General features: G+C 69.6%; 11 protein-coding genes and 1 tRNA gene. 2 read left to right on the top strand and 10 right to left on the bottom strand.

Going from position 1 to position 13,024, the window contains the following annotated elements; genetic code table 11:
* Positions 1-73: 73 nt before the first annotated feature.
* The 4 genes from MCBMB27_RS04415 to MCBMB27_RS29450 form a co-directional block, all read right to left on the bottom strand.
* Entirely contained in the window at positions 74-463 is a 390-nt protein-coding gene (locus tag MCBMB27_RS04415) for a phage holin family protein (protein WP_043382426.1), read from the bottom strand.
* A gap of 79 nt (positions 464-542) precedes the next feature.
* Positions 543-965 (bottom strand): RNA polymerase sigma factor region1.1 domain-containing protein, encoded by a 423-nt coding sequence (locus tag MCBMB27_RS04410; protein WP_043756490.1) that lies wholly within the window; start codon positions 963-965, stop codon positions 543-545.
* Between the two features lie 83 nt (positions 966-1,048).
* Positions 1,049-2,143: an acyltransferase family protein gene (locus MCBMB27_RS04405; protein ID WP_075379936.1), complete on the bottom strand. Its 1,095-nt coding sequence runs from the start codon at positions 2,141-2,143 to the stop codon at positions 1,049-1,051.
* Between the two features lie 591 nt (positions 2,144-2,734).
* Positions 2,735-3,466 carry a hypothetical protein gene (locus MCBMB27_RS29450; RefSeq protein WP_091955015.1) on the bottom strand — a complete coding sequence of 244 codons (732 nt, stop codon included), beginning with the start codon at positions 3,464-3,466 and terminating at the stop codon, positions 2,735-2,737.
* A gap of 337 nt (positions 3,467-3,803) precedes the next feature.
* Between MCBMB27_RS29450 and MCBMB27_RS04395 the strand changes: the two genes are divergently transcribed.
* Positions 3,804-3,880 (top strand) — tRNA-Arg (locus MCBMB27_RS04395).
* Here MCBMB27_RS04395 and MCBMB27_RS04390 read toward each other — a convergent pair.
* Positions 3,851-5,518 (bottom strand): recombinase family protein, encoded by a 1,668-nt coding sequence (locus MCBMB27_RS04390; protein ID WP_083683383.1) that lies wholly within the window; start codon positions 5,516-5,518, stop codon positions 3,851-3,853. The genes MCBMB27_RS04395 and MCBMB27_RS04390 overlap by 30 nt on opposite strands.
* A gap of 1,292 nt (positions 5,519-6,810) precedes the next feature.
* Complete coding sequence (senB, locus tag MCBMB27_RS04385) at positions 6,811-7,953, bottom strand: selenoneine biosynthesis selenosugar synthase SenB (RefSeq protein ID WP_236952897.1); 1,143 nt, start codon at positions 7,951-7,953, stop codon at positions 6,811-6,813.
* Between senB and senA the strand changes: the two genes are divergently transcribed.
* A complete protein-coding gene (senA, locus tag MCBMB27_RS04380) occupies positions 7,840-9,108 on the top strand; it encodes a selenoneine synthase SenA (protein ID WP_265737135.1) in 1,269 nt (422 codons plus the stop codon). The genes senB and senA overlap by 114 nt on opposite strands.
* Here the strand turns inward: senA and MCBMB27_RS04375 are convergent.
* From MCBMB27_RS04375 to MCBMB27_RS04360, 4 genes are read right to left on the bottom strand one after another with little or no spacing between them, the layout of a single operon-like run.
* Positions 9,105-9,905, bottom strand: a complete 801-nt coding sequence (locus MCBMB27_RS04375; RefSeq protein ID WP_043756443.1) for a nucleoside phosphorylase — start codon at positions 9,903-9,905, stop codon at positions 9,105-9,107. The two genes, senA and MCBMB27_RS04375, sit on opposite strands and share 4 nt — an antisense overlap.
* Before the next feature lie 9 nt (positions 9,906-9,914).
* A complete protein-coding gene (selD, locus tag MCBMB27_RS04370; protein WP_043756442.1) occupies positions 9,915-10,964 on the bottom strand; it encodes a selenide, water dikinase SelD in 1,050 nt (349 codons plus the stop codon).
* A gap of 51 nt (positions 10,965-11,015) precedes the next feature.
* Positions 11,016-11,813: a TIGR01459 family HAD-type hydrolase gene (locus MCBMB27_RS04365; protein WP_051044594.1), complete on the bottom strand. Its 798-nt coding sequence runs from the start codon at positions 11,811-11,813 to the stop codon at positions 11,016-11,018.
* Positions 11,806-12,876, bottom strand: a complete 1,071-nt coding sequence (locus MCBMB27_RS04360) for a radical SAM/SPASM domain-containing protein (protein WP_236952895.1) — start codon at positions 12,874-12,876, stop codon at positions 11,806-11,808. The genes MCBMB27_RS04365 and MCBMB27_RS04360 overlap by 8 nt, the downstream gene beginning before the upstream one ends.
* Between the last annotated feature and the right edge of the window lie 148 nt (positions 12,877-13,024).

Below are 13,024 nucleotides of genomic sequence, written 5' to 3'. Positions count from 1 at the left end.
GCCGGGCCGCTCGCGTCACGCGTGAACGAACGGGCATAGCCACCTGACGGAAAACGACCTTTCGGTCCCGGGATCAGGTGCCGATGCGTGTAACCTCCCGGACGTCCCGCTTCACCTGCCGCCATGTCCGCCAGGGTTCCAGGTTCGAGAGCGCCATCCGGCGCACGCCCATCCAGCCGAGGCCGAGCGCGACGGCCAGGAACGGCGCGGCGACGAGCAGCGCGGCCGGCGCCTCGGAACCGAACGGCACCGCCAGCAGCTTCACCACGGCGTCGAGGCCGAGGAAGAAGGTGACGATCAGGAGCACCGGGATCGTGCCGATGATGGCGACCAGCGATACGATCGCCCGGATGTTGCCGTCGATCTCCGTCCGCGCCAGCGTCAGCAGCGCCTCCACGTGCGCGGTCCCCTCGCGCAAGGCCGCGATCAGCAGTGCGAGGGTTCCGTCCGGGGTCTGACGCATGGATACGATGGTCCTCGGGGCCGTTTCCGGCCGTCCCGGGCCAACGGGGCCGCGGGCCGAAGCGTTCCGCCCCCGACGCTCACAGCATCAGGAGCACCGCGCCGAGGATCAGCACGGTCGCGAGGCCGGCCAGGATGACCGCCCGGCTGGCATCGGCCCGGTCGTCCGGGATCGGCTCCGGCGGGGCCGCCGCAGCGGATCTGGGCGCCGCGAAGGCGGCGGCGCCGTATCCTGCCTCCGTTGCCCGGTCCGGCGGCGTGCCGGGCTTCGGTGCCGGGAGTTCCACCGCGGTCGAGACCGGCCGGTTCGCCGGGGGGCCGACGGCCTCGGGCTCGACGCTCACGCCCGCCGCCTCCAGCTCCAGCATCACCAGAACCAGGGCATCGACATCCATGCGCTCGACGGGCAGCGCGGTGCGCAGATCGTCGGCCGTGATGGCGCCCCGGCTTCGGCCGAGGGCGATCAGCCGGTCGAGCGTGCCGCGATCCAGACCCTGCGTCATGCCCCGCCCTCCCCGGCCGCGACCCGATGGTCTATCGCGAAACGCGCCCGGGCGGGCCCGGTTACCCGGCGGCGCGTCCGGCGCTAGGCGCTGAGCGCCGGACGCGCCGCCGGGATGGGGCCGGGCTCGGGGCTTGCGGCGGCGCCCGTTCCCGCGCGGAACCGGAGCATCGGCCGTTCGATCAGAAACCAGCTCAGCAGGCCGAGGGGCATGGCGGCCCCGAGCGCCAGGGCCGCGACCGCCCAGGGGGAAATGCCGGGGATCCGGGCGATCAGCAGGTTCTGCAGCGGCCAGGCGTAGAGGTAGAGCCCGTAGGACGGATCGATCTGGGCGGTGGCGCGGCTGAGGGCATTGGGACGCACCGCGAAGGCGAACCAGAAGATCAGATACCCGCCGAGGAGCGCGAAGGCCGGCTCGGCCAATGGCCGGCTGAACAGGAGCGGCACCAGCAGCAAGGCGGCGAGGCCGGCGCCGCGGCGCGTGTAGGCGATCCGGTCGGCGAAGAGCCGGAAGGCGCCGCCGCAGCAGAACACGAAGGTGAGGCGGATCATCTCCGACAGGGAGCCGAGGGCATCCCCCGGATGCCCGATGGGCAGGTAGAGCCAGCGCAGGGCGAGGAGGATGCCGAGACCCGTGAGGAGACCGAGATAGCGCCCGCGCCGGCGCAGGGCGCGGGCGGTGCCGACGAGGCCGAGCAGCAGGTAGCAGCCGAACTCGCAGGGGATCGTCCACATCGATCCGTTGAGCAGCGGATAGGGCAGCCCGGCGAAGGTGCCGGGGACCACCGGCATGAGGAGCAGCGACAGCCGCGCCAGGGCCTCCAGCGGCGAGGCCGCCGCGAGGTCGCCGCCGCCCAGGGGCGCGACCACGGCGATGCAGAGCAGGGACGCCACCACGAAGGCCGGGTAGATCCGCAGCGCCCGCCGCATCAGGTAATCCGCGAAGGAGCGCTTGGCGCGGTAGCTCGCGGTGATCAGGTAGCCGCTCACGAGAAAGAACCCGTCGACGGCGATCTCCCCGAGGGACAGGGTGCCGAAGGTCTGCGTCAGCAACTCGCGCGACCGGTTCCCGTCCACGAGTTCGGGGGCGTGGGCCAGGATCACGAGGGTCGCGAACAGGAGGCGCAGGGACCCGAAATTGTTCGCCCGCGGATCCCGGCCGCCCGTCACCTCCGCCACCGCTGTTCGCTCCCGACCCCTCTGCCCGGTGTTCAGGGGTCAAGAAGCGGCGCGCGAAGGCAAGGACGCCGGCGCCACACCGGATGGGGATCGGGCGGCGCCGCGCGATGGGACGGGCGCCGTTGCACGGGCGACGCAGTCGGATCAGGGCATGGCCGTGGCCCGGGCCCGCAGTTCAGCTGGACAGCGCGTCGCCCTCCGAAGCTGGAGGGGCCGGCCCTCCAAGGTGCTGAGGGCTGCGATAGAATTCAGTCTCTGAGCCGATCGCCGAACTGCCGGTCATCGCGTGTGGCGCGCCCGCGGCGCCGTTGGGCCTCATCGGGCAACTCGCCGCGACCGCCTTCCGAATCGGGCAAGCCGCGTTTGAAAGCCGCGTCCGTCGGGCCGGCACGATCGACGTGCGCCTTCAACGGCACTGTTCCTCCCTACACCACCCCAAGTGCCGCGCGAGATCCAGCCTGTCGGGCTCGTGTCGGTAGCGGCACCTCCGCTGCCGCGCGGATGACGTCCTGGACGATCCGGCGTGCCGACGCGGGTGTGCCTTCTGTCGCCACCCGCATGGTCGTCCCAAGCGCCGCGCACGCCCGCGAGCTATCGTCGACCACGACGCGGATGCCGGAAGCGCCGTCCCTCGTCGCGCGTGTCGGGGGCGACGTCGCGGCTCCAGCGCGCGCCGCGCCTCCGTACCGACCGTTGCTCATCCTGATCGAGGTGGAACAGCGTCTTGCGGTCGAGAGGCCGCCCCGTCGACCTCGGCCCAGCCCTCGTCCCCAACCCTGATCCCCAACCCTCCGTGCCCTCGTCGGAGCCGTGGACCGCAAAGCCGACATCGGTCTGGCTGTAGGCGAAGGTCGGGGACGCAACGCCTTCGAAGCGAAACGCGCTCCCGACAACCGGCCGGTCGAAGGCGCTGAAGGCGGGCTCATCGTGATCGCGATCCTCGTGGTCCCCGGTGCCGGTTTCGGTGATGCGCCACGTGCCGCGCAGCCTGTCGTGGGCGCCGCTCCTGCGAGGACCGCATCCCGAATTCCGCGGCCGACTCCGACCACGGGGCCAAAGCCCAGCCGCGAAGAGATCCGCGCCTGCTAACGCCCGATCCGCGCCGCGATCCAGGCTGTCCTCGCCGAAGCCGTGAAGCCGTGCGAGAAGCCGGATCTCGACCGGGCCGCCAAGCACCGCGACCGGACCGATCAGGAGCCGCTCGACGACGAAGCGACCGTCGCCAGGCTCCGTGACGGCGCGCTGTTCGAGCCCAACCGGCGCGGGCGCCGCGTCATCTTTGACGCTGGCCCGTTCTACGCAGGCTTCGGCATCGTCGTGCAACCTGATGCGGAGGCCCTCTCCTCCTGCACGGCCGCTATCTTTCGTGGGCAGCCGTTCCCGGTCCGGCATTCCCGCGCTGCTGCCCTCTGCGGCGACGCGATCCCCGGGGCGACCCTCCCCGTCTCGATCGGGACGGGAGCGCCGTTGATCGCGCTCGCCCATCGCCTGCGGCCGCGCACGCGGGGCGCGCCATGCGCCGGCTGCCCTGGCTCAACTCCGGTCAATCCGCTCCGGCGCGCGCCCGCGACGTCCCCGTCGAGGCGATGAGAGGCAGAGCGCGATCGTATCGGCGCCGTTGCGCTCCTCGCGCGCTTGGGCTAGGAAATCGCCACGGCCTGCACCCGTAGCTCAGCTGGATAGAGCGTTGCCCTCCGAAGGCAAAGGTCACACGTTCGAATCGTGTCGGGTGCGCCATTTACGTACAGAACTGCGAACACCGGGCGTGGTCGATGAGCCTGCCCCGACGATGGCCGCCTCCAGATTGGCTTTGTCGCCAATGATGCGGATCACGTCCGCCCCAACCTCAACTTTATCGACGATCGCCTGAAGCCATGCCTTGCGGAACGGGATTTCTCCCGCCGTCACGTTCTCCCGCATCAGCCGACCGAATCGCTCGACAAGTTCTGGCGCGATCTCCCTCGGCGGGCGCTCGACCACCCGGATCCGATCGAGCGCTGCGGCTGCTCGGTCCCGCTCCTCCTTCAGCGTCTTGAGGCGGTCCTTCAGGATATCGTCAAGGTCGGTCATCCCCTCCTCGACCATCCGGTACAGCCGCCTGAGCTTGTCTTCCGCGCCCGCGACCTCGCCGCGAAGTGCCGCCACGCGTCCGTCGACCTGCGCCGCCTTCTCGTCTCGCTGCGACCACAGCGAAGCCAGCGTCTCCCGTAGGCGATCCGGCTGCAGAAGCTCGGCGACCAGACGATCGGTCACCAGATCGTCGAGCGTGTCCATACGAATGCTGCGACCGGTGCAGCCGGTTTTGCCCATCCGGCCATGGGTCGAGCACCGATAGTACTTGTGCACCTGTCCCGATTTCGACGTCCCGGTGCGCAAGGTCATCGGACCGTTGCAGGTTGTGCAGGTGGCCAGGCCCGTCAGCAGGATCGGGCCGGTGACGACACGCGCCGGTGTGACCCTCGGGTTGTGGGCCTTGAGTGTTGCCTGAACCGCCTCGAACTCGGCCAGGTCGATGATCGCCGGCACGCTGATCGAGACCTGCTCGCTCTTCGGCTTCTCGGCCAGGGTCCTCGAGCAGCGCCGGTTGAACACCCATTCGCCGACGTAGACCCGGTTCGTCAGGATGCCGTGGATGGTGGCGACGCCGAAGCGGGCATCTTTTCGGGTGCGGTAACCGCGCTCGTTCAGCCAGCAGGTGATCCCCTTGACGCCCAGCGGTCCCGAGGTGCCGTCGCCCTCCCGGTAGAGGCGGAAGATCTGCTTGATCGTCTCGGCTTCGACCGCATCCACGGTCAGGCGCTTCTTGATCTTCGTCCCACGCTTCTCGACCTCGACCAGCATGTAGCCGAGTGGCACCGGCGCACCGTTGTAGAAACCCTGCCGCGCGTTCTCCTTCATGGCGCGCAGCACGTGCTTGGCATTCTCGTGCGACTGGTATTCGTCGAATAGGCCGTACAGCCGCCGTGTCATCACCTGCCCGGGTTCATCGCCGAATTCCTGGGTAATCGAGATCAACCGCACGCCCCCCTTACGGAGGCGTCGCTCGTACATCTCCATCACGAAGCTGTCTCGGAAGAAGCGCGAGTAAGAGTGGACGACGATGGCGTCGAAGGGATGATCGTCATCGGTCGCCCGCTCGATCATCCTCTGGAATTCCGGTCGGTTGTCATCGGTGGCGGAAGCGCCCGGATCGACGAATTCCGCCATGACCGACCACCCTTTGTTGGCGCAGAAGGCCTGGATCTGTCGCCGTTGATCTGGGATGGACAAATCGCCCTCGGCTTGCCGTCCGGTCGAGACGCGTAGGTACGAGCAGATCCGCAGTGGCCCCTCGATCGCGGGCACGAAGTGCGCCTTGCGGGTGTGACGCGTCATCGATCGGCCCTCGGTCTTGCAGCATCGGCTGGTGACTGAATCGTAAAGGCTGTGTGAGCCGGGACTCGCGGGCAAGCGCGGCGGGCGCGCCCTCCACAGGTGCTTGTAGGCAGCGATGCGGCATGGCCGCTGGCTGGCACGGCGCGGAGCGAGGCTATGCAGCGCTGGACGCGCGGAACCCGGACGTGGTGCGATCTTCCGGCGTAGCCGGGCGCCGCGTTGTGTGTGGATGTCGACAGCGTCACCGGGTGAACTCGCGCAACAACGCGTCGATCTGGGCGCCTAGGAAGGCCTCGATCACTTCGAGTTCGGCGCGCGAGATCGGTACGGGACGCGGCAGATCATCCACGACCCGAGGTGTCTCAGGGTCGCGTCGGGACGTGCGTCCGCGTTTGCGCTGCCGGGACAGCACGGCGGGCTCGTCGGTGCTGAAGGTGGCTCCCCGACCTGTGACAGGTGCTCCGGCGGGCGGGGACTTCAGCGATGTCTTGGGGCCGGCTACCGCACCCGATGTCATCCGTGCCGGCCGCGATGCACGCGAGGTGCGCGCCGCCGGCGGAGCGGAGGGGTTGTACGCCACGAAGCACGTGAAGTCCCACGCCGGCCGACAGCCTACGCATCCGGAGCTGGCTGTCGGCCAGCGTGGGGCAGTTTCTTCACCTTCCCCGGCGCGACACGACGCGTCCGCGCGAGGAGGCTCGCGAACCGCCGTGTAAGGCTAAGGTTCTAGGAATCTCGAGCGAGCGCAAGTGGCATCGCTACGCTATGATTGCTGAGGCAGGTTCGAGTCGATGCGACGAAAACCCGAGGGCTAAACCATAAGCGAAGGTCTTGGCCCGCAATGTCTTCAACGGACTAACGGGTGAGCAGCCAGGATTCTCAGCCAAAGCCGTTTGGATACGACATCAAGGGGTTAGATCCCTGATCACCCGTCTCCAGCAGCACCGGACGTGAGAAGTGGACCATCGGCGTGGATCTCGGTCGGTGTCAAGTCCGGCCAGCTTTACAGCCGGATGGGGGCTGGGGCAGCTGCTCCGTGGTGCGTCAGTCGATCGAAGAGAGCCAAGCCTGAGGTGTCGACGGCGGGTCCGCCATGCGCCATCAGCCGACATCAACTCGCTACTCGGAACCGGACATTCAGCTTCGCGCCCACACCCGACATGCAATGCCCCTGACGGAGATCTCGGAAGCGGTCATTGGCGCCTGAACAGAGGTTCGACGGCGACGAGGCGCACGCAAACTTGCGCCGAATTGCAGCCTTGGTCCAATCGCAATCACGTCGGGCGCGTCGCTCAGAGACGCGAGACAATTCGATGAAGCGCTTCGCGCTCCCTGGCCGGCGTGAAGAGCGTTGCCCGCTCCGCACCGAACGCGTGTAGGTGTTCCAGAAAACGAGGCTCTTCTTCGGCCCGACGGAGCAGCGCAGCCAGGGCCGCATCGTCCCCGACCGGGAAATAGCCCGGATGCTCCGGGCCCAAGAGGCCCCGCGTCCCGGGGATGTCGGTGGCGAGGATCGGCAAGCCGGCGACGACCGCTTCCGACACCACGTTCGCGCCACCCTCCTGCTGAGAGCTGAGGACCATGACCCGGGCCCGCGTCAGCCAGCGCCGGACCAGGGAGCCGGGCTGGTCCCCGAGCCACCGGTAACGCGGGTTGTGCGCCATCTCTTCCCGAGCCCGATCGGCCCAGATCTGATCCCGCGCGCCGCCGAGGTGCACGATCCGGATCCGGGATTGAGCTGGCAGGCGTCGGGCCGCACGGGCCGCGCAGAGCGGATCCTTGACGGAGCGCAGATGCGCGACGACGAGAATCTCGAAAGCATCGTCCGAGATCGGCCAGCGATGCGCCCGCGCCGTCGCAGACTGGTAGACCACCGCGACTTTGCCGCGGTGACGCGCCGGAAGGGCGGCGGGCACACCATCGTGCAGGCCGATCAGGCAGTCCGCCAGATCGAGCGAGCGCAGGGTCGGCTCGGGGTCGGCCGCCAGGTAGTGATAGAGATCCGTGCCGGTCAGGGCGACGATGAGCGGCCTATCCGGATACCGCGTCTTGAAGCGCGCAATCGACGCCGCGCTGCGCCAAGCGTGAAGCGCCAGCATCAGGTCGACGTCGGCGTCGTCCGGGTGGGTTTCCGGGTAGGTTGTTGACACGTCGACCCGGTGCCCGAGTTCGCCGAGGATGCGCGCCCAACGCATCGCCGTGGTCCGATTGCCGGCACGAGACATTCTCGCCGCCGGTGTAATCAGGCTGATTCTCATGGTTGCAACAGGAATCCGGGACGTTCGATGAGTGCACAGGTCTCGACTGCCGATCTCGTGGCGATGCTTGAAGATGCCAGAGCGCGGACGCTCGAACTGGTGTCGGGCCTCGATCAGGCGCGTCTGATGGGCCCGCAGAGCGAGATCGTGAACCCCCTTCTCTGGGAAATCGGCCATCTCGCCTGGTTTCACGAACATTTCATCCTGCGCGGGCTCGACCGGTCGCCGCCCCGAATGGCGGAAGCCGACGGGCTCTACGACTCCGCGCGGGTGCCCCACGCGACGCGCTGGTCGATTCCGCTCCCGGCTTTGCCCGACACCCTGGCCTACATGGCCCGTGTGCAGGAGGCGCTTGTCCGTCGTCTCGAAGGCCGCGAGCCGACACCGCAGGAGGCCGAGCTCTACCAGCTCGTCGCCTTCCACGAGGATATGCACGACGAGGCCTTCACCTACACGCGTCAGACCCTGGGCTATCCGCGGCCGTCCTTCGCCGCCTCAGCCTCGGCCCGGGACACGGGGACGGGTCCCTGGCCGGGCGACGTCGCGGTCGGCGGGGGCACGTGGCAGCTCGGCGCCGAGCCCGACGGCGGCTTCGTCTTCGACAATGAGAAATGGGCGCATCCCGTGTCCGTCGCGGCGTTCCGCATCGCCCGCGCGCCGGTGACGAACGCTGAGTTCGCCGCCTTCGTGGCGGATGGCGGCTATCGGAATCCTGCCTGTTGGGATGCCGAGGGGACTCGGTGGCGCGACGGGTGCGGTGCCGAGCACCCGGTCTACTGGTCGCGTCGCGGGTGGGACGAGTGGACCTGCAGGAGGTTCGACCGGGACGAGCCGCTCGCGCCCGATCAGCCGATCGTCCACGTCAACTGGTACGAGGCCAACGCCTATTGCCGCTGGGCGGGCAGACGCCTGCCCACCGAAATTGAATGGGAGGCTGCGGCGGCCGGTGCGCCGACGCCCGACGGCAAATTGAGCCGCACCAAGCGGCCCTATCCCTGGGGGGACAGTGCGCCGACCCCTGAGCACGCCAACCTCGATGGCGGGCATCTCGGCTGTGTCGACGTCGCGGCCTTCCCCGAGGGCGACAGCGCCTGGGGCTGCAGGCAGATGCTCGGCAACGTCTGGGAATGGACGGCGAGCCCGTTCCTGCCTTTCCCGGGCTTCGCACCCGACGCCTACAAGGAATACTCGGAGCCCGCCTTCGGAACGCGTAAGGTCCTGCGGGGCGGCGCCTGGGCGACACGCGCGCGGATGATCGATACCGACTACCGCAACTTCTTCGGACCGGAGCGCCGCGATGTGTTCGCCGGCTTCCGGACGGCGGCTCTCTAGATCGGGAACCGAGCGGTCGCGACGGCAGCGACGAGGCGGAGCGCCGTCGTCGCGCCGTTGGCCTCGCCCTTCTCGAAATCGCCGGCCTGACCCATCTGGTTGGTCACGTGGGCGAAGCACAGGACGGCCTTGCCGTGCGCCTGGGCGAACGCGTAGAGGCCCGCCGCCTCCATCTCGACCGCGAGGATCCCCCGCGTCCGGGCCGCCGCGATGGCCCGTTCAGTCTCGCGATAGGGGGCGTCGGTCGTCCAGGTGGCGCCCCGTTCGACGGGTTCACCGATCCCCGTCAGCGCGGGCGCCACGGCCGCCACCAGATCCCGTGGAGCCTCCACGAACGCGGCCGGCGGCAGGTAGTGGTAGCTCGTGCCTTCGTCGCGAAGGGCCGCGTCGATGAGAATGAAATAGGGCGGCGCCCGCAGCGCCGTGATCTGTCCAGACGAGGTGATGCTGATCAGGAGTTCGCAGCCTGAGGCGAACATCTGCTCGGCCACCAGCACGGCGAAGGGCGCGCCGACCGCGCAGCCGACGATGCCGATCGCGCGCCCGGATTCCTCGAACCGGTACAGGGTGCTGTGGTAGCAGGCCCAATCGGGATCGGGCCGAGCCCGCCCAGTCGCGCAGAGGTGGCGCACGATGTCGCCGTCCGGGTCGAGGACGCAGAGGGCCGGCACTAGACCAGCGCCGAGACCGCGTTGCCGGCGCGCCTCGCGGAGCAGGTTCTCGGGCGTGAACGCCGAGGCCTCTCCGTGCGCCTTGTCGTTCAGGATCGGGGCGGTCGCCGGCTCGTGGGGCGGCATCGGGCGGTGTCAGGCCTCGACCCGGATCGCAGCCGGGCCGGCCTCGAACCGTCCGACGACAGCGGCCTGCGCGAAGCCCGCCGCATGGCATTGGGCGAGGATCGCGTCCGCCCGCGCGGGGGTGCAGGTGACGAGCAGGCCCCCGGAGGTTTGGGGATCAGTGAGGATGTGCCGGCGCCAGTCCGGCAGGCCCTCGGGCAGGCTCACCTGGCCTCCGAAGCTCGCCCAGTTCCGATGCGAGGCGCCGGTGACGAAACCCTCCTGCGCGAGGGCCTCGGCCCGGGGCAGGAGCGGGAGGCCGCCCTCGGCGATCACGAAGGTCAGGCCGGCGCCGCGCGCGAGTTCGAGGCCGTGGCCCAGCAGGCCGAAGCCGGTGATGTCGGTGATGGCGTGGACCTCCGGATCGCGCGCCAGATCCGCCCCGACCTTATTGAGGCGTGTCGTGGTGGCGATGAAATCGGCGTGGCCGGCAGCGTCGAGGGCCTCCCGCTTGATCGCCGCCGAGTAGATCCCGACGCCGAGGGGCTTGGTCAGGATGGCAACGTCACCAGCCCGGGCATCGGCATTGCGCCGCAGATGCGCGCGGTCGCACGAGCCGATCACCGCCAGGCCGTAGATCGGCTCCGGCGTGTCGATCGAGTGGCCGCCCGCGATGGGGATGCCCGCCTCCGCGCAGGTGGCTGCGCCGCCCTTCAGGATCTCGGCGACGGTCTCGGGGGCGATCTTGCCGACCGGCATGCCCAGGATGGCCAGCGCCAGCATCGGCTTGCCGCCCATCGCGTAGACGTCGGAGATGGCGTTGGTGGCGGCGATCCGGCCGAAATCGTGTGGGTCGTCCACCATCGGGGTGAAGAAGTCCGTGGTGGCGATCAGACAGGTGCCGTCATCCAGGGCCCAGACCGCCGCGTCGTCGGCGGTCTCGTTGCCAACCAGCAGGCGCTCGAAGGGACCGGCGACCGGCTGGTCGGCGAGGAGCGTGCGCAGCACCGCGGGATCGAGCTTGCAGCCGCACCCGCCGCCATGGGCGAGGCTGGTGAGACGAACCGGGGTCGTATCCATCGATCAATCCTCTCGTGTCGTGTTCCCGGATGGACCGGGCCGGGCGCTCTGTCACCAGACAAGTGCGGGCATCCGGTACAGGCGGGCCGACGCGTCCGCCGGCGGGGGCGGCGCGGCGCCGATCTGGAGTGCCGCGAAGCCGTGACTGAGGGCGCCCGCCACGTCGAGGGCGACGGTGTCGCCGATCCCCAGGACCCGGGCGGGCTCGATGGACCGGCCGCGCAGGCGCTCGGCCTTGTCCAGGGCCCGGCAGTAGATCAGGGCGCCGGGCTTACCCGTCTCGACGACGATACCCCCACGGGCGCGGTAGCGCTCGGCGACGAGGCCGGCGAAGCGCAGGCGCGTCGCACCCACCGTCAAGCTCGTGTCCGGGTTGGTGCAGAGCAGGGGCAGGCCGCGCCGGAACGCGGCTTCGAGGGTCGCGTCGAGGCCATCGTCGCAATCCGGATAGCCCGTGCAGACGATCTGTTCGGCGGCATCGACCGGGACCGGCGTGACCGGCATCCCCTCGAACAGGACCCGGTCGCGCCCCGGCCCGATGTGATGGACGCACCGGACACCCGCCGCGTCGAGGAGGCTCCGGGCGACGTCGGCTCCGGTCACGAGATCGTCGTAGGTGTCGGGGATCCCGCGGGCGCGGAGGAGTTCTGACAGGTGTGCGCCGGGCTCGGCCGCGTTCGAGACGAGGATCACCGTGCCACCGCCGGCCCGGAAGGCGGCCAGCGCCGCGGTGGCGGCGGGAAAGACCCGCGTCGCGTCGTGGAGCACGCCGAAGACGTCGCACAGGATGACCGCATAGGACTCCGCGAGCCGGCTCAGGCTGGTGCGCGCCGCGGGCGCGTCAGCCACGGGCGGGCCGCGCCTGGACGATCGTCGTGCAGGCGCTCTCGAGCTTCGGCAATTCGCGGGCCGGCGCCATGACGATCGACAGGGGGCGGACCTCGCCGCGCACGATCGGGCAGTACGGGTCGACCTGATCGAGCCGCTCCATCAGCCGCCGCCGCCCGGCGCAGCCGCCGTGGCAGGCTTCCTCGTAGTCGCAGCCCCGGCAGGGCTCCGGCAGGGCCCGGACCGCCGCGAAGGGGGCCGTCTCGACGATCTCGCTGCCGGCCTCGCGCAGGGTGTCGAGGCTCTGGCCGGTGCCACCCCAGTAGACGCAGGGTTGCACCGTCGCCCGGGGCGTGACGCGCACCGTGCCGATCCCGCATCCGCCCCGCCGCGCCGGGAGGCCCGCCATGGCCCGGACGAGCGGCTCGCCGATGGCGATCACGTCGGTCTCGGCGAAGAGGCGCGCGAACCCGTCCCAGTATTCCTCGTAGGTGAGCGCGAAGGCGTCGGTGCGCACCGCCTGGTAGACGTTGATGCGCAGCGGCGCGTCGAAGCCGCGGGCCAGGGCGGCGATCTCGTGCAGCCGGTCGAAATTGGTCCGCATCATCACGGCGATGAAGGTCACGCCGACGCCCAGCGCCCGGCAGCGGGCCGCCTGCGTCATCACGAGGTCCCAGTTGCCGGCCCCGCGCTGCGCATCCTGCTCCTCCCGGTTGGGATAGTCGATCGAGAATTCCACGTCGGCGAAGGCCTGCACCGCCGTGTCATCCATCACGGCGATCGAGTGCCCGTTCGACGTGATCGTGAGCTTGATCGGCTCGGCCCGGAGCAGATCGAGAAGCTGCGGGAACTGGGGGTGCATCCCGTTCTCGCCGGTCCCCAGATTGACCGAGCGCACCGGCAGGCTGTCGAGCACCGTCCGCAGCTGTTCCGGTCCGAGCCGGTCCAGGCGATCGGGATCGCGGTAGCAGAAGGAGCAGGCGAGATTGCACTCGTTGGTGAGCCCGACGCCCAGGGCGAATGACGGTGTCGGGGCGACGATGTTCGGCTCCGGAGGCTGCGGCGTCCCGGCGTCCATGGCCATGCAGATCCTCTCGCCTGATCTCGACAGGCACCATCGGGCGACCGGCGCCCGATTTCGGGCGTCATGGCGTCCTTCGCACGGCCAGCCGCATCAGTAACATCACATCTTCAGCAAGATTGATCACCGCGGCCGGCCTTTACTCTCTACA

Origin of the sequence: Methylobacterium phyllosphaerae (assembly GCF_001936175.1) — a bacterium.
GTDB classification, from domain to species: domain Bacteria; phylum Pseudomonadota; class Alphaproteobacteria; order Rhizobiales; family Beijerinckiaceae; genus Methylobacterium; species Methylobacterium fujisawaense.
This window is presented reverse-complemented; position numbering and strand designations above follow the sequence as displayed.